Annotated in this window: 15 protein-coding genes, 2 pseudogenes and 1 riboswitch; of the genes and pseudogenes, 12 read left to right on the forward strand and 5 right to left on the reverse strand. The window is 70.7% G+C overall.

The window, feature by feature from the left end; all coding sequences use genetic code 11:
- Positions 1 to 10 precede the first annotated feature (10 nt).
- The 5 genes from AC5WRL_RS13570 to AC5WRL_RS13590 all read right to left on the reverse strand — a co-directional run bounded on the left by AC5WRL_RS13570 (position 11) and on the right by AC5WRL_RS13590 (position 5,899).
- Complete coding sequence (locus tag AC5WRL_RS13570) at positions 11 to 1,375, reverse strand: hypothetical protein (RefSeq protein ID WP_496088726.1); 1,365 nt, start codon at positions 1,373 to 1,375, stop codon at positions 11 to 13.
- Positions 1,327 to 1,791 (reverse strand): hypothetical protein, encoded by a 465-nt coding sequence (locus AC5WRL_RS13575; RefSeq protein ID WP_496088727.1) that lies wholly within the window; start codon positions 1,789 to 1,791, stop codon positions 1,327 to 1,329. The genes AC5WRL_RS13570 and AC5WRL_RS13575 overlap by 49 nt, the downstream gene beginning before the upstream one ends.
- A 157-nt stretch (positions 1,792 to 1,948) precedes the next feature.
- A complete protein-coding gene (gene metE / locus AC5WRL_RS13580; RefSeq protein WP_496088728.1) occupies positions 1,949 to 4,273 on the reverse strand; it encodes a 5-methyltetrahydropteroyltriglutamate--homocysteine S-methyltransferase in 2,325 nt (774 codons plus the stop codon).
- A gap of 182 nt (positions 4,274 to 4,455) precedes the next feature.
- A riboswitch (cobalamin riboswitch) is annotated at positions 4,456 to 4,646 on the reverse strand.
- 414 nt (positions 4,647 to 5,060) lie between these two features.
- The gene (locus AC5WRL_RS13585; protein ID WP_496088729.1) at positions 5,061 to 5,213 is read right to left on the reverse strand and encodes a helix-turn-helix domain-containing protein; all 153 of its coding nucleotides are present in this window, start codon (positions 5,211 to 5,213) and stop codon (positions 5,061 to 5,063) included.
- Between the two features lie 50 nt (positions 5,214 to 5,263).
- Positions 5,264 to 5,899 (reverse strand): hypothetical protein, encoded by a 636-nt coding sequence (locus tag AC5WRL_RS13590; protein ID WP_496088730.1) that lies wholly within the window; start codon positions 5,897 to 5,899, stop codon positions 5,264 to 5,266.
- Positions 5,900 to 6,910: 1,011 nt separating this feature from the next.
- Between AC5WRL_RS13590 and AC5WRL_RS13595 the strand changes: the two genes are divergently transcribed.
- The 12 genes and pseudogenes from AC5WRL_RS13595 (at position 6,911) to AC5WRL_RS13650 (ending at position 20,508) form a co-directional block, all read left to right on the forward strand.
- Positions 6,911 to 7,240, forward strand: a complete 330-nt coding sequence (locus AC5WRL_RS13595; RefSeq protein WP_496088731.1) for a TcmI family type II polyketide cyclase — start codon at positions 6,911 to 6,913, stop codon at positions 7,238 to 7,240.
- A gap of 31 nt (positions 7,241 to 7,271) precedes the next feature.
- The gene (locus AC5WRL_RS13600; RefSeq protein ID WP_496088732.1) at positions 7,272 to 8,528 is read left to right on the forward strand and encodes a beta-ketoacyl-[acyl-carrier-protein] synthase family protein; all 1,257 of its coding nucleotides are present in this window, start codon (positions 7,272 to 7,274) and stop codon (positions 8,526 to 8,528) included.
- Positions 8,525 to 9,733: pseudogene (locus tag AC5WRL_RS13605) on the forward strand (ketosynthase chain-length factor); the annotation flags it as partial. The gene AC5WRL_RS13600 and the pseudogene AC5WRL_RS13605, both read left to right, overlap by 4 nt.
- A 171-nt stretch (positions 9,734 to 9,904) precedes the next feature.
- Positions 9,905 to 12,790 (forward strand): annotated as a pseudogene (locus AC5WRL_RS13610) (FAD-dependent monooxygenase); the annotation flags it as partial.
- Positions 12,791 to 12,851: 61 nt separating this feature from the next.
- Positions 12,852 to 13,490 (forward strand): nitroreductase/quinone reductase family protein, encoded by a 639-nt coding sequence (locus tag AC5WRL_RS13615; RefSeq protein WP_496088733.1) that lies wholly within the window; start codon positions 12,852 to 12,854, stop codon positions 13,488 to 13,490.
- A gap of 24 nt (positions 13,491 to 13,514) precedes the next feature.
- Complete coding sequence (locus AC5WRL_RS13620) at positions 13,515 to 14,093, forward strand: flavin reductase family protein (protein WP_496088734.1); 579 nt, start codon at positions 13,515 to 13,517, stop codon at positions 14,091 to 14,093.
- Positions 14,094 to 14,174: 81 nt separating this feature from the next.
- Complete coding sequence (locus AC5WRL_RS13625; RefSeq protein WP_496088735.1) at positions 14,175 to 14,543, forward strand: antibiotic biosynthesis monooxygenase family protein; 369 nt, start codon at positions 14,175 to 14,177, stop codon at positions 14,541 to 14,543.
- A gap of 50 nt (positions 14,544 to 14,593) precedes the next feature.
- On the forward strand, positions 14,594 to 15,349 hold the full coding sequence (locus AC5WRL_RS13630) for an SDR family NAD(P)-dependent oxidoreductase (RefSeq protein ID WP_496088736.1): 756 nt from the start codon (positions 14,594 to 14,596) through the stop codon (positions 15,347 to 15,349).
- Complete coding sequence (locus AC5WRL_RS13635; RefSeq protein ID WP_496088737.1) at positions 15,346 to 15,564, forward strand: hypothetical protein; 219 nt, start codon at positions 15,346 to 15,348, stop codon at positions 15,562 to 15,564. The genes AC5WRL_RS13630 and AC5WRL_RS13635 overlap by 4 nt, the downstream gene beginning before the upstream one ends.
- A 130-nt stretch (positions 15,565 to 15,694) precedes the next feature.
- The gene (locus AC5WRL_RS13640) at positions 15,695 to 17,362 is read left to right on the forward strand and encodes an MFS transporter (RefSeq protein WP_496088738.1); all 1,668 of its coding nucleotides are present in this window, start codon (positions 15,695 to 15,697) and stop codon (positions 17,360 to 17,362) included.
- 132 nt (positions 17,363 to 17,494) lie between these two features.
- Positions 17,495 to 19,192, forward strand: a complete 1,698-nt coding sequence (locus tag AC5WRL_RS13645; RefSeq protein WP_496088739.1) for an NAD(P)/FAD-dependent oxidoreductase — start codon at positions 17,495 to 17,497, stop codon at positions 19,190 to 19,192.
- Positions 19,189 to 20,508: a cation:proton antiporter gene (locus AC5WRL_RS13650; protein WP_496088740.1), complete on the forward strand. Its 1,320-nt coding sequence runs from the start codon at positions 19,189 to 19,191 to the stop codon at positions 20,506 to 20,508. The genes AC5WRL_RS13645 and AC5WRL_RS13650 overlap by 4 nt, the downstream gene beginning before the upstream one ends.
- Positions 20,509 to 20,511: the final 3 nt, after the last annotated feature.

Here is a 20,511-nt window from a genome sequence, read left to right on the forward strand (position 1 = left end):
TGTCCTTGCTCTACCACGGTCGGCCGGCCGGGATCGGGGCTGGTACCGCCGTGACGGACACCCGGTGCCGTACGCCGCCGGTCAGCACCGTCAGGCCGGCGGCGAGCAGATCGCCGAGCGGCTTGCCGTGGCTCAGCCAGGCGTAGAGCGCGCAGCCGTACGCGGCCGGGTCGTGGAGGGTGGGGTGACCGTCGGCGGCGGGGGCGGCGCGCAGTCGGAGCAGGTCGCCGGCCCGGGTCCGTACGGTACAGCGGCCCGGGCCGTCGACGTACGCCGCCAGCGCGGCGTACGGATGGCGGCGCATGACCTCTGTCGCCCAGACCCCGGCCGGGCCCAGCCGTGGGTCGTCCGGGCGGCCGTACCGCACGATCACCGAGGCCAGGGAGAGCCGGGACGGGTCCTGGCACTCCTCGTTGACCACCAGGTGGGTGTCATGCACCGGGTAGCCGTCCGGTGCCGGGTCACCGGCGAGGCGGGCCACCTCGATCTCCGGCGGTTCGCCGGGGGCCGCGCCCAGCAGCCGGGTGAAGGCGCGCAGCGGTGCGGTGCGGACCGGCGGCCGGTACGCCGGCAGCGGCAGCGGATCCAGCAGTGCGGGGCGGTCGATGGGCTCGGGCAGGCCCAGCAACTGGTAGAAGGTGGTGCGCAGCAGGCCGGCGGAGGCCCCCGGTACGGAGGTCACCTGGGCGGCGAACCCCGCGTAACGGTCCCGGACATGGCCCTCGATGACCGCCCGCAGCTGGGGCAGCAGCGGCCGTTCGGGGCGCAGCGCGGGGGCGGTGCGGCCGAAGGCCGCGACCGGGGAGTCGGCGGCGAGGTGCTGTTGGCCGGTGGCGCCGAGCAGGACGGGGGTGCCGAGGGCGGCGGCGTAGTAGGTGACGGATCCGAAGTCGCCGAGCACGGCGTCGGCGGCGATGACGGCCTGGTGCCAGCCGTCGAGCGGATCGATGAGCGTCAACCCGGCGGCCTGGGCCCGCTCGCACCAGGCGCGCACCTGGCCGGGGCCGTGCCCGTGCCAGATGTTGGGGTGCAGTACGGCGGCGGTCCGGTACTCGTCGGCGGGGAGTTCGGCGGCCAGCCGGGGGAGCAGGGCGGGAAGGATGTCGTCGCCTCCGTCGCCGAAGAGGGAGGCGGGGTTCCAGGTGGAGTTCAGGACGACGAGGCGCTGGCCGTCCGCCACGCCGAGCGCGCGGCGGAACCGGTCGCGGTGCGGGGCGGCCGACAGCAGCCGGTCGTAGCAGGGGTCACCGGCGATGACGGCGGTCGGGGCCGCCGGGGGACAGGCGGCGCGCAGCCGGTCGAGCTGCTCCGGGTGGGAGAGGACGGTCACGTCCGCGACCGGACGCCCCTCGTGCAGCAGCCACTCGGGCGCCATCCCGAACACGGGCGCCGGCGAGGGCCCGTTCCCGGCTTCCGGCTTCCGGCTTCCGGCTTCCGGCTTCCGGCTTCCGGCTTCCGGCTTCCGGCTTCCGGCTTCCGGCTTCCGGCTTCCGGCAGTGAGAGCGTCTTATTATATCCGATACCATGTGAAAGTACCATCAACGGCCCCCGCACCGCATGCAGTTCACCGCCGTAGCTGGCGCTGATCGCCAGCTCCACCGGAGTCTCTTTCGCCTGCTCCCACGGCAGCACCGGCAGTCCGAGATCCGCCAGCAGCTCCCGTACCCCCGCCTGGAACGGCGACGACCCGGTGCAGGTGGCCAGCAGTTGCACCCGCAGGTCGTCCCGGAACAGCGGCAGGATCTCCAGCAGCCGGGTGGCCGAGGTGACGTTGTGGACGATCAGCAGCACCCGGTGGCAGTCTCCCCGGGTCACCCACCGCGCCGCGTCCTCGCCCACCGGGACCCGTATCGCCCGTATCCCACCGTTCTCACCCATCGGACCAACATAGATCACCGGCCGGTGGGGACGCAGTCGCACCGCGTCCCCACCGGCCCGGGGGCCCGCGCTACACCGCGCCCGTCGGCAGGTCCTCGCGCACCTCACGCGCCGCCGCCACCAGGTTCTCCAGCGCCGCGCGTACCTCCGGCCAGCCCCGGGTCTTCAGCCCGCAGTCCGGGTTGACCCACAGCCGCTCCGCCGGGATCGCCGCCAGGCCCTTGCGCAGCAGCGCCGCCGCCTCCGCCACATCGGGCACCCGGGGCGAGTGGATGTCGTACACCCCGGGCCCGACCTCGCGCGGATAGCCGGCCGCGCCCAGCTCATCGGCCACCCGCATGTGGGAGCGGGCCGCCTCCAGCGAGATCACGTCCGCGTCGAGATCGTCGATCGCCCGCAGGATGTCACCGAACTCGGCGTAGCACATGTGGGTGTGGATCTGGGTGTCGGGCCGCACCCCGGCCGTCGTCAGCCGGAACGCCTCCGTCGCCCACCCCAGATACTCCGCGCGCTCCGCGGCCCGCAGCGGCAGCGTCTCGCGCAGCGCCGGCTCGTCCACCTGGATCACCGACGTACCGGCCGCCTCCAGATCCCGCACCTCGTCGCGCAGCGCCAGCGCCATCTGCCGGGCGGTCTCCGCCCGGGGCTGGTCGTCCCGTACGAAGGACCAGGCCAGCATCGTCACCGGGCCGGTCAGCATGCCCTTTACCGGACGGTCGGTCAGCGACTGCGCGTGCCGCGTCCAGCGCACCGTCATCGGCTCGGGCCGCGCGATGTCCCCGGCCAGGATCGGCGGCCGGACGTACCGGGTGCCGTACGACTGCACCCAGCCGTGCCGGGTGGTCAGCGCCCCGGTCAGCTGCTCGGCGAAGTACTGCACCATGTCGTTGCGTTCCGGCTCACCGTGCACCAGCACATCGAGCCCGGCCCGCTCCTGGAAGCCGATCACCTCCTGGATCTCGGTGGCGATCCGCTCCTCGTACACCGCCTCCCCGATCCGCCCCGCGCGCAGATCGGCGCGCGCGGTGCGCAGTTCGCCGGTCTGCGGGAAGGACCCGATGGTGGTGACCGGCAGCAGCGGCAGCCCCAGCCGGTCGTGCTGGGCGGCGGCCCGCTCGGGGTACGCGGCGGAGCGCCGGGCGTCGGCACCGGTCACGGCGGCGGTACGGGCCCGGACCGCCGGGTTGTGGGCGAGCGGTGAGCCGGCCCGGGAGGCCAGGTCGGCGCGGTTGGCGGCCAGCCGTGCCGTGATCGCGCCGGTGCCCTCGCTCAGGCCGCGCGCCAGGGTGACGATCTCCTCCGTCTTCTGCCGGGCGAACGCCAGCCAGCGGGCGAGCTGCGGATCCAGCTCCCGCTCGGCGGTGGCGTCCAGCGGAACGTGCAGCAGCGAGCAGGAGGCCGCCACATCCACCCGGTCGGCGAGGCCGAGCAGGGTGCCCAAGGTGCTCAGCGAGGCGCCCAGATCGTTGATCCACACATTGCGGCCGTTGACCACCCCGGCCACCAGCCGCTTGCCGGGCAGTCCGCCGGCGGCGGCCAGCTCCGGCAGGTTCGCGGCGGCCGGTCCGGTGAAGTCCAGCGCCAGCCCCTCGACGGGGGCCTTCGCCAGCACCGGTAGCGCCTCGCCGAGCCGGTCGAAGTACGAGGCGACCAGCAGCTGCGGCCGGTCGGTCAGCCCGCCCAGTTCGCGGTACGCGCGGGCGGTGGCGCTCAGTTCGGCGGGGGTGCGGTCGGCGACCAGGGCCGGCTCGTCCAGCTGCACCCACTGCGCGCCGGCCGCCCGCAGCGCGGCCAGCACCTCGGCGTACACCGGCAGCAGCCGGTCCAGCAGCGTGAGCGGCTCGAAGTCGTCGGCCACCCCGGGGGCGGGCTTGGCCAGCAGCAGGAAGGTGAGCGGGCCGACCAGCACCGGGCGCGCGGTGTGGCCCAGCGCCAGCGCCTCCGTCAGCTGCCCCACCTGGGCGGCCGGGTCGGCGCGGAAGACGGTGTCCGGGCCCAGCTCCGGGACGAGATAGTGGTAGTTGGTGTCGAACCACTTCGTCATCTCCAGCGGCGCCACCTCCTGGGTGCCGCGCGCCATGGCGAAGTAGCCGTCCAGCGGATCGGCGGCGACGGCCGCCCGGTGCCGCTCGGGGATCGCGCCGACCATGACGGCGGTGTCCAGGACGTGGTCGTAGTACGAGAAGTCCCCGGTGGGCACCTCGTGGACGCCGGCGTCGGCCAGCCGGCGCCAGTTGTCGCGGCGCAGATCGGCGGCGGTGCGGTGCAGGGCGGCGGCGTCGGCGCGGCCCTTCCAGTACCCCTCGATCGCCCTCTTCAGCTCCCGGTCGGGGCCCTGCCTGGGGACGCCGTACACGGTGGCCCGTGCTGCCGCGGCTGCGGACTGTGCGGTCACGGAACTCTCCTTCGCGAGTGTCATTTCCGTTGTCCGGCGGACCGGTACGGGGGCGCGAAGGGGCGAACGCACGGGCGGGCGGGATGCGCGGGCGGTGAAGGCCCGCGGGCAGCCTGCCGCGTGACGCCGTCCGACCCGCCCTCGAAGGTCACCGGGGCCGCGCGCGGGGTGCGCGCGGGCAGTGGCAGGTCTTCGGACTCGCGGGCGTTTCTCGCCGGATGACGAGGCGTCCTAGTGGCCGTCGCTTCCCAGAGCCGGGAGTCGGCTCCAGTGCGTATGACGGCGGTCGTTCCCGCTCACCGCTGCGGGGCAGTCCCGGATTCCCACCGGGTTCCCTCTTACGACGCGCCTGCCTGGCGGGCAGGGCGAACCAGCTGCGTCAGCCACCCTAAGCGCTCCGGGCGGCCCCCGGGCCACCCGTTCGCATGCCGGACGTGTGGGGCAGGGCGGGCCCGGCCCACGCTCCGCCCGACCGGAGGAAGAGATCTGCGTCACATTGTCGGTGCTGCCGTGTCACACTCCGGGACCCGGTTCTCTCTTAGGGGGGAGCGCGGGAGGAGGAGACATGGTGAGCATCGCTGCGCGGAGACGGCCTGACGGGTCGGTACGTACCTGGTGGTGGGCTCATGGCCCCGCGCTCCGGGACGCGGCGGACCACGGTTCGGGTGCCCCCCGTCGCCGGGCCGGGTGCGCCGCGGTACGCCCCGTCCGCCGTTCGGTTCACCGGGAGGATCCCCCGCCTCCGGTGAGCGAGCGGCGGACGGGGGATCGCGGCGGCGACGGCCGGTCAGTTCTCCCGTGGGGTGTGGTCCAGCGGTGTTTCCATCAGTTCCATGAGTTCGTCGAGGTCGTACTCGGCGCGTCCGGGGCTGCCGTAGCGGGTGAGCTTTCCGCGGCTGGCCCATTTGCGGATGGTGGCCCGGGAGACTCCTACGGCCATGGCGGCGAGGTCCGTGGGGATGAGACGTGGGCCGTGCCGCGAGGGCCGGCTCACCTGTCGCCCCTGGCCGGGTTCGCCGTGGCCGGGCCGCGTCCGCGCCGGCGCAGTTGCCGGGACAGCTGGAGCCATTCGTGCGGCTGCCAGCGGTGGCCGTCGGCGCAGCCGACCTCGGGTACGCCGGGCCCGTCCTCCGTGGGGGTGGAGGTGTTCATGGGGGTCGTGCAGCCCGGGTGGACGCACTGCCCGAGGTTCATGCGCGGCTTGGCCGGCTGGTACGCCGTGCGGCGGGCGCGGTTGGTGACCCGGGAGATCTCCTCGGCGAACTCGGCGGCGGCCGGATGGGTCGTCAGCCAGTCCAGGTGGGCGAGGAGGAAGCAGGTGAGGACTGCCGGCTGGCGCCGGGACGGTCGGGCGGTGGTCCGCTCGTCCACGACCAGCGCGGACCAGGAGGTGAGAAAGCCGAGGATGTCGGCCCTGGCCGAGATGGCTTCCTTGCTCAGGTGTACCCCCGTGTGCCGGCGTCCCCCGCTGATCCGCTGGCCGGTCGGGGCGGGCCGGGAGATTTCGGCGCTCGCTTGGCAGTCAGCGTAGATCTGCGGGAGCTCGATGAGGTTCTTCTTGATTTCTCGACAGCATACAGTGCAAAGGTTGAGCGCTGAGCCCGAACGGTGGTCCAGATGAGTCACCGGCGACTGGCGGCCACATTTTCTTCCCACATGCTGTGTTGTCTTCATTTCGCCACCTTGATGGTCAGTCATGAAGCAGTGCGGATATCTAAGAATCACGCTTGGAACACCCGTAACTGCGGGCTGTATTGATGTCTCAAGGGGTTGCGGGACGTTGTGGATCGGCGCCGCGGAGGCCGATCTCCGTCGGGTCGTACTGATCCTGTCCATCGGCGTCATTGCCGGTGTTATGGATGTCCCATCAGTGTGGGGAAGAGATCGGAACCGGTTGTGCGCGGATCGCGGAGATCCACGGATCGTACTGTCCGGCAACGAGTTCGCGAGTCCATGCGGCGCCGACACCCCCGATTTGCGCGTCTGCCCTGAGATTTGAAGACAATACATACAAACCAAGATGGCGTCCATACCTGTCAGCACGAGGACTTCGACATATGAACCACGGCCGAGATCCCCGGGCAGGAGAACTATTTTTCGAGCGCACTCCCAATCGCCGATGAACCGCACTTTGAGCATTTGCGTTAGAGAACGCAACTGGTTACTCCGGCCGTTTGTGCGGGGCCAGTGACCGCCCGCGGGCCCTCAAGGAGGCGCTGACCGAGGGGCATTGACAGGCTCCGGGGGCGGTGTCACGCTGTCCACGGCGGCAGAGCTGTGCCCGCATCCGGGCAGCACCGCACTCCGGCGAACGGTGGCCCGACAGGGGTTGACACGTTCCGCGCGGCGGTGTCACGCTCTTCCCGCCGCTTTGGTGTGCCCATTTCCGGCCACATCACCGCGAGCCCTCTTCCCCCGGTGCCCCGACGCACCGCCGCTCTCCCCGCACACCCATCGCGCCCCGCGCGGTCCTGCCCTCTTCCGGGCGGGAGCTGGCCCCGTCATGCCAACCGGCGACCCGGGCCCCGCCACGGCGCGCACACCCGTCCCGGCACTTCGCCCGGTGTACCCGGCTCCGGGAACACCGGTCCGATCCTGCCCGGATCGCACACCCCGTGTCAGCAAAGGAGATGTCCGATGCACAGCACATTGATCGTGGCGCGGATGAACCCGGAAGCCCATGGTGACGTAGCCCGGATATTCGGGAAGTTCGACAAAACTCACCTGCCCGAGCTGATGGGCACCACACGGCGCCAGTTGTTCTCCTTCCGCGGCCTCTATTTCCACCTCCAGGACTTCGATTCGGACGACGGCGGAGCCGCTATCGAGAAGGCGGCCACCCACCCGCTGTTCGTCCAGGTCAGCGACGATCTCAAGCCGCACATCGCTGCCTACGACCCGGCGACCTGGCGATCTCCCAAGGACGCCCTGGCCACCCGCTTCTACCAGTGGAACCGGTCCTCGTGATGGCGGGCACCCCGAAGAGAACGGCACTCATGTGACCAGGCGCGTGGTGATCACCGGAATGGGAGTCGTGGCGCCCGGCGGAATCGGTGTCAAGAACTTCTGGTCCCTGCTGAGCGAGGGCAGAACCGCCACCCGGGGCATCTCCATCTTCGACCCCACCCCGTTCCGCTCCCGGGTGGCGGCCGAAGTGGACTTCGACCCGCGGCAGTACGGCCTGGGGCCGCAGGAAATCCGCCGCATGGACCGCGCCGCCCAGTTCGCCGTGGTCTGCGCCGCCGAGGCCCTCGCCGACAGCGGCCTCCAGGACGACACACGAGAACCGCACCGCACCGGCGTGGTCATCGGCAGCGCGGTCGGCGCCACCACCGGACTCGACCGCGAGTACCGCGTCGTCAGCGACGACGGCCGGCTGGAACTCGTCGACCACACCTATGCCGTACCGCATCTGTACGACTGCTTCGTCCCCAGTTCCTTCGCCAGGGAAGTGGCCTGGTCCACCGGAGCCGAAGGGCCGGCAACCGTCGTCTCCACCGGCTGCACCTCCGGCATCGACGCCATGGGGCACGCGGCCGACCTGATCCGCGACGGCAGCGCCGATGTGATGATCGCCGGCGCCACGGACACCCCCATCTCCCCGATCACCGTTGCCTGCTTCGACGCCATCAAGGCGACCACCCCCCGCAACGACGCACCCGAGTGCGCCTCCCGACCCTTCGACCGCTCCCGCAACGGCTTCGTCCTCGGCGAAGGCGCCGCCGTGTTCGTGCTGGAGGAGTACACCCGGGCCAGACGGCGCGGGGGGCGCGTCTACGCGGAGATCGCCGGCTACGCCTCCCGCTGCAACGCCTTCCACATGACCGGCCTGCGCACGGACGGCCGGGAAATGGCCGAGGCGATCCGCAGCGCGCTGGCCGAGGCCCGTACCCCCGCCGAGGCCGTCGACTACATCAACGCGCACGGCTCGGGCACCCGGCAGAACGACCGGCACGAGACCGCGGCCTTCAAACGCAGCCTGGGCGAACACGCCCGCGCCGTCCCCATCAGCTCCATCAAGTCGATGATCGGTCACTCCCTGGGCGCCATCGGCTCCCTGGAGATCGCCGCCTGCGCACTCGCCATGGAACACGGGCTCGTGCCACCCACCGCCAATCTCCACGCCCCCGACCCCGAGTGCGACCTGGACTATGTGCCGCTCACCGCCCGGGAATGGCAGACCGACACCGCCCTGACCGTGGGCAGCGGATTCGGTGGCTTCCAAAGCGCCATGGTGCTGCGGAGAGCGGCATGAACGCGACCGTCGTGACCGGCGTGGGCATCACCGCGCCCAACGGCCTGGGCACGGATGCCTACTGGTCCGCCACCTGCGCCGGCAGCAGCGGCATCGGCCCGCTGAGGCGGTTCGACGCGACCCGCTATCCGTCCCTGCTCGCCGGCGAGGTGCCCGGCTTCCACGCCGCGGACCATCTGCCGGGCCGGCTGCTGCCACAGACCGACCGGATGACTCAGCTCTCCCTCGTCACCACCGGTCTGGCCCTCGACGACGCGGGCGTCGACCCCGGTCAGTGGCCCGACTACGACCTGGGTGTGGTCACCGCGAGCTCGGCCGGCGGCTTCGAATTCGGGCAGAACGAACTGCGCAACCTGTGGAGCAAGGGCGGCCAGTACGTCAGCGCCTACCAGTCGTTCGCCTGGTTCTACGCCGTCAACACCGGCCAGATCTCCATCCGCAACGGACTGCGCGGCCCCGGCGGCGTCCTGGTCTCCGACCAGGCCGGCGGGCTCGATGCCCTCGCCCAGGCCCGGCGGCTGCTGCGCAAGGGCACCCGGGGCGTCGTCTGCGGTGCGGTGGACGGCTCGCTGTGCTCCTGGGGCTGGGTCGCCCAGCTCTCCGGCGGCCGGTTGAGCACCAGCGCCGACCCGGACCGCGCCTACCTTCCCTTCGACCCGGCGGCCGGCGGCCATGTCCCCGGCGAGGGCGGCGCCCTGCTGGTGACGGAGCAGGCCGAATCCGCGCGGCGCCGAGGCGCCCACATCTACGGTGAGATCGCTGGTTACGGGGCGACCATCGACCCCCGGCCCGGCAGCGGACGCCCGCCGGGGTTGCGCCGGGCCATCGAGCTCGCCCTGGCCGACGCGGGGGAACCCCCCCGAACCATCGACGTCGTCTTCGCCGACGCGGCGGCCCTGCCCGGGGCCGACGACGAGGAGGCCCGGGCCATCACCGGGCTGTTCGGCCCGTACGGCGTGCCGGTCACCGCCCCCAAGACCATGACCGGACGGCTGCTGTCCGGCGCCGGCCCCCTCGATGTGGCCGCCGCCCTCCTCACCATCAGGGACAACCGGATTCCGCCGACCATCAACACCGTCCCGGACCCCCGGCACCGGATCGACCTGGTGGTGGACGGGCCAAGGGAGACCGACGTCAACACGGCCCTGGTGCTCGCCCGGGGCGTCGGCGGCTTCAACTCCGCCCTCGTCCTGCGCCGCTTCGGCCGGTCATGGGCCCCGCGGGGCGTCACCACCGCACTGTGCCGGGCACCGGGCCCCCCGTCCTTCCGCACCGGGACGAGTGGGAGCCCACACCCGCGGCCATCTCCGGCACCCCGAACCCGAACCGGGCCCGGGGAGAGAGGGAACCCCATGACCCGCACCACCGATGTCCTCGTGGCCGGCGCCGGCCCGGTGGGACTCGCCCTGGCCGCCGAGCTGCGCCTCGGTGGCGCCACCGTCACCGTCCTGGAGCGGCTCCCCGCCCCCACCACCGAATCCCGGGCCTCCACCCTGCACGCCCGCACCGTCGAACTGCTCGACCGGCGCGGGCTGCTGGACGCGCTGGGGCCCCTGCCCCGGGAACGCATGGGCCATTACGGCGGCCTGCCGATCGACCTCGGCGAGCAGCCCACCCGGTACGCCGGCCTGTGGAAACTTCCGCAGACCCGCCTCGAAGCACGGCTCACCGAGTGGGCCATCGAGCTCGGGGCCGACATCCGGCGCGCCCACGAGGTACGAGGCGTACGCGCCGGCCCCGACCGGGTCGAGGTCGTCGCCGCCACCCCCCGGGGCCCGGCCCGGTTCACCGCGTCCCATCTCGTCGGATGCGACGGTGAGCACAGCACCGTAAGACGGCTCGCCGGCATCCCTTTCCCGGGCACCGCGGCCACCCGCGAGCTACTGCGCGCCGACGTGCACGGCCTCGACATCCCCGACCGCCGCTTCCAGCGCTTGCCCAGGGGCCTGGCCGTGGCCGCCACCCGGGACGGGATCACCCGGGTCATGGTGCACGTCCTGGGACAGTCGCCCCGAACCCGGGAGACCGCGCCGTCCTTCACCGAGATCGCCGCTGCCTGGGCTACGGTCACCGGCGAGGACATCAGCGACGGCACCCCGCTGTGGCGGAACGCGTTCGACGACACCTGCCGCCAGGCCGCGCAGTACCGGCGGGGCCGGATTCTGCTGGCCGGCGATGCCGCCCACCAGCAGCTTCCGGTGGGCGGCATCGCCATCAACCTGGGACTCCAGGACGCGCTGGACCTCGGCCCGAAACTCGCCGCCGAGGTGACCGGACGCGCCCCGGAGGGACTGCTCGACAGCTACGACCGGCAGCGCCGCCCGGCCGGCGCCCGAACCCTGGCACATATCCGGGCGCAGGGCGTACTGCTGCTCGGCGGCCCCGGCACCGAGGACGTGCGGGACCTCATGGCACAGCTGCTCGACCTCCCCCCGGTACGGCAGCGGCTGGGCCGCGTCATCAGCGGCCTGGACAACCCACCGGAGGCCGGCGCCGCGCACGCCGCGCCGGAAGGCGAACGCAACTCCCCGACAGCGCGTACCACCACGGAGAAAGGCGGACCGATGGCCAGCAGGATCAAGGCGACGACCAAGGCTCCCCAGGCACGCCCGGCCCGGCAGTGCGATGTGCTGATTCTGGGCTCGGGCCTGGCCGGTTCGGTGGCGGGCGCCTGTCTTGCCCGCCAGGGGGCGAGCGTGGTGCTGGTGGATGCCGGCCAGCACCCGCGGTTCGCCATCGGCGAGTCGATGACACCGCAGCTCATCGAATGGCTGCACATTCTGCGGGCCCGCTTCGATGTGCCCGAGCTCGGCCATCTGCTCGATGTGAAGGCCGTGACCAAGAACATCGGTCCGCATCACGGGAAGAAGCAGAGCTTCGGATTCATCCGGCAGGTGCCCGGTCAGGAGCCGGATCCGGAAGAGGCGACGATGTTCGTCATTCCGAAGCTGCTCACCGAGGCCAGCCATCTGTTCCGGCAGGAGACGGATCAGTACTACTTCAATGTGGCGGCCCGGTACGGGTGTCTGACGCGGCAGAACTGGCGGGCGAGGGATCTGGACTTCGACGACGACGGGGTGACGGTCACCGGCCAGAACGGCGAGGTCTTCCGGGCGCGCTATCTGATCGATGCGAGCGGGTTCCGCTCCCCGCTGGCGGAGAAGTTCGATCTGCGCGAGCAGCCCGCCCGCTTCAAGCACCACTCGCGCTCGCTGTTCACCCACTACATCGGGATCAAGCCCTTCGACGACGTCTCCCACCACCCGCATGAACTGCGTCCACCGGCACCCTGGCACGGCGGCACCCTGCACCACATGATCGAACGCGGCTGGTTCTGGATCATCCCGTTCGACAATCACAAGGACTCGACGAACCCCATGTGCAGCGTGGGGTTGACCTTCGACGAGCGGGTCTACCCCAAGCCGGCCGACCTGACACCGGAGGAGGAGTTCCAGCACTACCTGGACAAGTATCCGGCCGTGAAGCGCCAGTTCGCCGGTGCCAGGCGGGTACGGGAGTGGGTGTCCACCGACCGGCTCCAGTACTCCTCCAAGCAGTCCATCGGTCCCCGCTGGTGTCTGATGTCGCACGCGGCCGGGTTCATCGACCCGCTGTTCTCGCGCGGCCTGTCCAACACCTTCGAAGTCGTCTACTCGCTGTGCACCCGCATCCTGGACTCCCTCCAGGACGACGACTGGTCGGTGGAGCGGTACGCCTACGTCGAGCAGTTGGAGCGCGGACTGCTCCAGTACAACGACGACCTGGTCAACAGCTCCTTCATCGCCTTCTCGCACTTCCGGCTGTGGAACGCCGTCTTCCGGGTGTGGGGCGGATTCCTCACCCCCGGGGTGATGCGGCTGACCCGGGCCCGCGTCAACTACGAGCTGACCGGGGACGAGAGCCATCTGCGCGACCTCGAAGCGGCCCCCTACCCCGGTCTGTGGTTCGCGGAGAGCACCGCCTTCAAGAAACTGCTCGAACTGACCGCGGAGACCTGCGAGAAGTACGAGGCGGGGCAGATCGACGGGGACAAGGCCGCCGACACGATCTTTGCGGCGCTGGGCGACTGCGAGAGCCTCAACCCGGTCTTCGGCTGGAAGGACCCGGAATCCACCCGCTTCGTCCATCCCGACGCGCCGATGATGGCCCGGTTCATGTACTGGGCCATCCGCGAGGCACCCGCCGGTGAGATGCGCGATCTCGGCCGTGCCATGGCCGGCGGCATCATCCGTGCCGGTCTCAGAGGAAAGAAGCTGCTCTGACACCCGCGCCCCGCCCGGCCCGCACACCCCCGCAACCCCTGACGAGAAAGGGAATATGTCCATGCCCGCAGCCACGACCCCACCACCGGTCGAGCCGGTCGGCGACCCCGCCTCCCAGCTCCGGCATACGGACGCACTGACCTCGTGGTCCACCACCCGGCCCGAGCTGAACGCGAGCCCGCTGCTGAAGGCGTTCGTCCGGTTCAACGTCTATCTCTACTCGAAGCCGCCCTCGAAGCTCCGCCGCTCCGTGAACAAGTTCTTTCTGCGGATGAACATCGCCGTCTACCGGGGCAGCCGTGGCCGGTTCATGGGGAAGTTCGGCGATCTGGAAGCCCTGCTGATCACCACCCTCGGCAGAAGGACGGGGATAGCCCGCACCAATCCCATCGCCTACAAGTATGTGCGCGGACGGTTCCATGTGGTGGCCGTACCCGGGCACTTCGACATCCCCGGCGGCCCCCGGAGCACCCATCCCGCCTGGTACCTCAATCTGACCGCCACCCCGCGCGCCTCCATCCACATCGGCCCCGAACAGATCGAGGTCACCGCCCGGGAACTCACGGGCGGCGAACGGGACACGGCCTGGCGCAACTTCACCGACGCCTATCCGTTCATCGGCGAATTCCAGAACCGGGCCAGCCGGCTCATCCCCGTCATGGAACTGACCCCGGTCGATCTGGAGACCGGGCAGCCCTGATCGCGCAACGATGGAGGACATCCCATGAAGGGAAACGCCCCCGCCGGTCCGCCGCGAACCCACGCGGACCCCCTGGCGGCGCACCGGACCGAAACCATCGACGGACGCCAACTGCGCACGGTCTGCGGACTCTTCGTCACCGGAGTCACCGTGATCACCACCGGCCGTGACGGCCAGGAGGCCGGAACCACCGTCAACTCCTTCACCTCGGTCTCGCTCGACCCGCCCCTGGTCCTGTTCTGTCTGCACAAGAACTCCCGGCTGACCGGCGTGCTGCACGAGAGCGCCGCGTACGTGGTGAACTTCCTCGCCGGCGACCAGGAACAGCTCGCCCGGGACTTCGCCGGCCGGCACACGGCGGCGATCCACGGCGTGCAGCGGAGATCCTCGGCCACCGGGGTGCCGGTGCTCGGCGACGCCCTGGGCTTTCTCTCCTGCCGCCTGGTCGACACCGTCGACGCCGGCGATCACACCATCTTCCTGGGCCGGGTCGTGGAACTCGGTCTCCCCGGCGACCACCAGGACCCCCTCATCTTCTACCGGGGGGTGCTCGGCGCGCTGGAGGAGGAACCCGCCGGCGTTCACCCCATCTTCGACGGCTGAACCGCCGTCGACGCCCACCCACCCACGGCCACACCCCACACCCCACACCCACACCCACGCCCGCGAAGGCAGGACACACCCATGGTCTGCATCAAACACCTGGACCCCTCCACCCCGTTCGAGCAGCAGCTCCGCGAGACGACCGGCCCCATCAGCATGATCGAGACGATCCTCGTCCCGGAGGAGCTGACCGAGCACTTCCTGAAGGTCTGGCAGGACGACGCCGCGTACATGAAGGCTCAGCCCGGCTTCATCTCCACCCAGCTGCACCGGGGCACCGCGGGCAGCCGGCTGCTGGTCAACGTGGCCGTCTGGGAATCGACCCAGGCGCTGCTGGCCGCGTACGCCTCACCCGGGTTCCAGTCGAAGGCCGCCCAGTACTCCGACGACATCGTCGGCTATCCGCACATCTTCGAGCGGATCGCCGTCGAAGGCGTCTGCGTCGCCTGACAACCGCAGCTCACAGGAGCGCACACCCGAGCAGAACAGGAGAGCACCACATGAAGACTCTGACAGGCAGGACCGCGCTGGTCACCGGAGCGAGCCGGGGGATCGGCCGGGGCATCGCCCAGCGGCTGGGCCGGGAGGGCGCCCGGGTCGGGGTGCACTACCGCACCAACGAGACGGCCGCCAAGGAGGTGGTCGCCGAGATCGAACGGCTCGGCGGCACCGCCTTCACCCTCCAGGCCGAACTGGGCGTCGAGGGCGACGCCGAGACCCTGTGGGCGGCCTTCGACCAGCACGCCGACGGCGTGGACATCCTGGTCAACAACGCCGCCGGCGAGCCCGCCGAGAAGGGCATCGCCGCGACCACCCCGCAGGGCTTCGACACCGTCCTCGCCCTCGATCTCAAGGCCCCGTTCTTCGTCATCAAGCACGCCCTGGACCGGATGCGCGACGGCGGGCGGATCGTCAACATCTCCTCGGCCATCACCCAAAGCCCCGGCGACGAACCGGACCTGATCGCGTACACCATGGCCAAGAGCGGTCTGGACGCGGCCACCGCCGCCCTGGCCAAGCAGCTGGCGCCGCGGGGCATCACCGTCAACACCGTGGCACCCGGCTTCGTCGAGACGGAGGCCGCCGCCCGCTTCCTGGCCCATGAGGAGACCCGGCGTTATGTGGCCTCGATGGCCGCGCTGGGCCGGATCGGACAGCCGGACGACATCGCCGCCGCCGTAGCCTTCCTCGTCTCTGACGACGGCCGCTGGGTCACCGGCCACTGGCTGGACGCCTCGGGCGGAACTCTGCTGTGAGCCGGCTCCTGGAAGCAGGGGAACTGCGGCGCGGGGCACGGGCGTTGGCGGACCTGGCCGCGCTGACCACGGGCATGGCGGGGCTCGCCGGCAAGATGAGGCGGGCCCAGGGCTCCAACGATCTTCTGGACCACGCCGATGTCATCGCCGGCTGTACGTCCCTGCTGGTGCTGCTCGTGAGAAGACGCCGGGCGCGCCGGGGAGGCCGCTCCTGACCGGTGCCGCCGGCCGATGTGAGCTGCGTCTCACCCCGATGGCTCGATGTCACATCTCCCGCGCCCGGGCTCTCTTGGGGGCAGCAGTCGAACCGTGAGCGATGCGGACGCGCACGGTGAAGGAGGAATCGTGTTGAAGAAATGGCAGGGAAACCCGTGGGCGATCCTGACGATCCTGTGTCTCGGGTTCTTCATGACATTGCTCGACCTCACCATTGTCAATATCGCCATCCCCGATATGACGGACGATCTGGGCGCCTCACTCGATCAGATTCTGTGGGTCGTCAACGCGTACACCCTCGTCCTGGCCACCCTGATCATCACCGCCGGCCGCCTCGGTGACCTGCGCGGGAAACGGAATCTTTTTCTGGCTGGTGTCACCGTCTTCACCCTGGGGTCGCTCGCCTGTGGCCTCGCCCAGGACCCGGGGCAGCTGATCGCCTTCCGGGCCCTGCAAGGGGTGGGGGCGGCGCTGCTCATGCCGCAGACCCTGGCGATCATCGCCGATGTGTTCCCGCCGGCCAAGCGCGGCGCCGCGCTCGGGATCTGGGGCGCGGTGGCCGGAGTCTCGGGGGCGATCGGCCCCACCCTCGGCGGGCTGCTGGTCACCCACCTGGACTGGCGGTGGATCTTCTACGTGAACGTCCCGATCGGAGCGCTCACCCTGCTGCTGGCCGTGCCGATCATGCCCAAGACCGGGGAGCAGGTCCGGCACAGCTTCGACCCGGTGGGTGTGTTCCTGGTGTCGGCCGCGCTCTTCTGCCTGGCCTTCGGGCTCACCGAGGGCGAACGGTACGAGTGGAACACCGTGATCTGGTCGCTGCTCGCGCTGTCGGCCGTCCTGCTGGCGGCCTTCCTCGCCTACGAGAGGGGACAGCAGAACGACGAACCGCTGCTGCCGTTCTCCCTCTTCAAGGACCGCAACTTCTCCCTGGTCAACTTTGTCGGCTTCGCCGTGTCCTTCGGGGTCATCGGGCTCTTCCTCCCCACGACCATCTATCTCCAGTCGGTCCTGGGATTCAGCGCCGTGAAGACCGGCATGGTCATCCTGCCGCTGGCGATCGGCACCATGATCACCGCCGGGCCGGCCGGAGTGCTGTCCGAGAAGTACGGCGGCAAGTACATCCTGACCGTCGGCCTGCTGGCCTTCGGCAGCGGCATCTCCTGGATCCTGCTGACCGTGGAGACCGACTCCGGATGGGGAACGGTCGCCTGGCCGCTGCTCCTGGTCGGCCTTGGCGCCGGCTGCACCTTCGCCCCCATGGGGTCCGAGGTGATGCGCAATGTGCCCGCACGCCTGACCGGGGCGGCCTCCGGCGTGAACAACGCGCTGCGGCAGGTCGGTTCGGTGCTGGCCGGCGCGGTCATCGGAGCGGTGCTCCAGGCACAGCTCGCCGCCGCACTGCGGGACCACGCCGGCACCACCGCGGCGACGCTGCCCGAGGAGTACCGGGAGGGCTTCGTCGCGGGATTCTCCGACGCCGGCTCCCAGGGCCTGAACGTGGGCACCGACCAGTCCTCGGGGGTGGCGCTCGGGGACGGCGTACCGGAGGAGACCGCCCGTGCCCTCACGGACGCCGCCCACCAGGTCTTCGGCAACGGCTTCGTGGACGCCGTGCCGCCGACCATGCTCGTCTCCGTCGGGGTGCTGCTCGTCGGCGCTCTGGCCTGTCTCGCCCTGCGCGGCGGGGCCAACCCCGGCGGCGCCTCGCACGGCCTGCCCGTGGACGGGGCCGAGCCGCACGCCGAGGACCAACTGCACGTCGGCGCGGCCGGGGAGAGCGCACCGCCCGCCTGACCGCAGGGGACCGCATCGGGGCCGTGACCGGGAGATCCGGTCACGGCCCCGCGCCGTGCGCCCACCGCACCACGACACACCGCACAGCACGACCGACGAATGGACATGCTCCGCTGAAGAGAAGGACACACGATGCCCAGCAAGGCCAAACCGAACCCGAAGACCGCCGGACAACCCGAGCAGGCCCAGCACGTCGACGTGGTCGTGCTCGGCTCGGGCCTGGCCGGCTCGGTGAGCGCGATGTGCCTGGCCCGCCAGGGAGTGACCGTCGCCCTCGTCGATGCCGGCCAGCACCCGCGGTTCGCCATCGGCGAGTCGATGACGCCCCAGCTCATCGAATGGCTCCAGATTCTGCGGGCCCGCTTCGACGTACCCGAACTTGAGCACCTCTTCGACATCAAGGCGACGACCCGTCATATCGGCCCGCATCACGGGAAGAAGCAGAGCTTCGGCTTCATCCGCCAGGTGCCGGGTCAGGAGCCCGATCCGGAAGAGGCGACGATGTTCGTCATTCCGAAGCTGCTCACCGAGGCCAGCCACCTGTACCGGCAGGAGACGGACCAGTACTACTTCAATGTGGCGGCCCGGTACGGGTGCGTGACCCGGCAGAACTGGCGGGCCGGGGAGCTGGACTTCGACGACGACGGGGTGACCGTCACCGGCCAGAACGGCGAGGTGTTCCGCGCCCGGTACCTCATCGACGCGAGCGGGTTCCGCTCGCCGCTGGCGGAGAAGTTCGACCTGCGCGAGCAGCCCGCCCGCTTCAAACACCACTCACGCTCACTGTTCACCCACTACATCGGCATCAAGCCCTTCGACGACGTCTCCCACCACCCGCGCAGCCTCCGCCCACCGGCGCCCTGGCACGGCGGCACCCTGCACCACATGATCGAACGCGGCTGGTTCTGGATCATCCCGTTCGACAACTACAAGGACTCCACCAACCCGCTGACCAGCGTCGGCCTGCAACTGGACCCGCGCCGCTACCCCAAGCCCACCGACCTGACACCGGAGCAGGAGTTCCAGTCCTTCCTCGACCGGTACCCCTCGGTCAAGCGCCAGTTCGCCGGCGCCAGACGGGTACGGGAGTGGGTGTCCACCGACCGGCTCCAGTACTCCTCCAAGCAGTCGATCGGCCCCCGCTGGTGTCTGATGTCGCACGCCGCCGGGTTCATCGACCCGCTGTTCTCGCGCGGCCTGTCCAACACCTTCGAAGTCGTCTACGCCCTCGTCAGCCGGCTCACCGAGGCGCTGCGGGACGACGACTTCTCCGCGGAGCGGTTCGCGTACGTCGAGGAGTTGGAGCGCGGACTGCTCCGGTACAACGACGACCTGGTCAACAGCTCCTTCATCGCCTTTGAGCACTTCCGGCTGTGGAACGCCGTCTTCCGGGTGTGGGGCGCCTTCCTCACCCCTGGCGTGATGCGGCTGACCCGGGCCCGCGTCAACTACCAGCTGACCGGCGAGACCCGGCATCTCGACGAACTGGAGCACACCGGCCGGCCGGGGCTGTGGTGGCCGGAGAGCGCCACCTTCCGGCAGATGCTGGAGACCACCGCCGAACTGTGCGAGAAGTACGAGGCCGGCGACATCGACGCCGACAAGGCAGCCGATCTGATCTTCGCCATGATGCGCGAGTCCGACCTGGTCAACTCCGTCTTCGGCTGGAAGGACGACGAGAACACCCGGTTCATCCTGCCCACCACCGCCCTCATGGGCCGGTTCATGTACTGGTCCGCCTTCCGCTCCCCGCCGGAGATGCGGACCCTGGGCCGGGCGCTCACCTCCGGGATCGTCCGCTCCGCGATCAAGGGCCGGAAGCTGCTGTGACCCACGCCCTGCCCATGGAAGCCGTCGTGCTGGCGGACATCGCGATCGTGCTGCTCGCGGGCATGGCCATGGTCCGCCTCAGCAGACGGCTGCGCCAACCGCCGGTGGTCGCCGAGATCGCCACCGGAGTGCTGCTCGGCCCCAGCGTGCTGGGCCTGCTGCCCGGCGATCTGCCCGCGCAGATCTTTCCGGACGGCGGCCGTCCCATGCTCTCCGCCATCGCCCAGGTCGGCCTGATGCTCTTCATGTTCCTGGCCGGCTGGGAACTCGACCTCGGCGGCCTGCGCAACTCCGCCCGCTCCGTGGGCGGCACCGCCCTCTCCTCGATGGCGATCCCCTTCGCCCTGGGGGCCGGCGTCGCGGTCATCCTCTTCGGCCGGCACGCCGGCCCCGACACGGGCACCGGCACCTTCGTCCTGTACGTGGCCACCGCCTTCTCCATCACCGCCTTCCCGGTGCTGGCCCGCATCATCCGGGACGGGGGGCTCTCCCGTACCCGGGTCGGCACGCTGGCCATGGCCTGCGCCGCCATCGGCGATGTGGCGGCCTGGTGCGTGCTGGTCCTGGTGGTGGCCCTCGCCGACGCCTCGGGGGCGGGCCAGTTCGTGCTGGTCCTCGCCCTGACCGCCGGCTACGGATGTCTGATGGCCGGCATCGTCCGGCCGCTGCTGCACCGGGCGGTACGGGCCCTGGCCCGGCGCGCCGACCACGGATCGCTGCTGGTGCTGACCGTCTCCGGGGTCTTCCTGTCCGCGTACGCCACCAGCTGGATCGGCATCCACGCCATCTTCGGCGCCTTCGCCTTCGGACTGATCATGCCCCGGCAGCTCGTCCGGGAGGCGCTCGACCAGATCGGCGCACCGCTGGAGAAGGTCGCCGCCCTGCTGCTGCCGGTCTTCTTCATCATCACCGGGCTCTCGGTGGACATCGGGGCGCTCGGCTGGAGCGGTCTGCTGTCCCTGCTGCTCATCGTGGGTGCGGCGGTGACCGGCAAGTTCTGCGGGGCCGCGCTGCCCGCCCGGATGTCGGGCATGGGCTGGCGGGAGTCGGGCGCGTTCGCCGCCCTGATGAACACCCGGGGCCTCACCGAGATCGTGATGCTCGACATCGGGCGGGAGCTGGGACTCATCGACGGCGAGATGTTCACCATGATGGTGCTGATGGCCCTGCTGACCACCGCCATGGCCGGACCGCTGCTGACGCTCCTGCGCACCGGACCGCGCGCCCTCACCAACCCGCCGCCGGCCCCGCACCACCGGGCCCGCACCCCGGCCGCCATCAACACGAACACGAACACACTGACCGAAGGAAGGTGATCC

It is taken from the genome of Streptomyces sp. NTD107, from assembly GCF_059510435.1.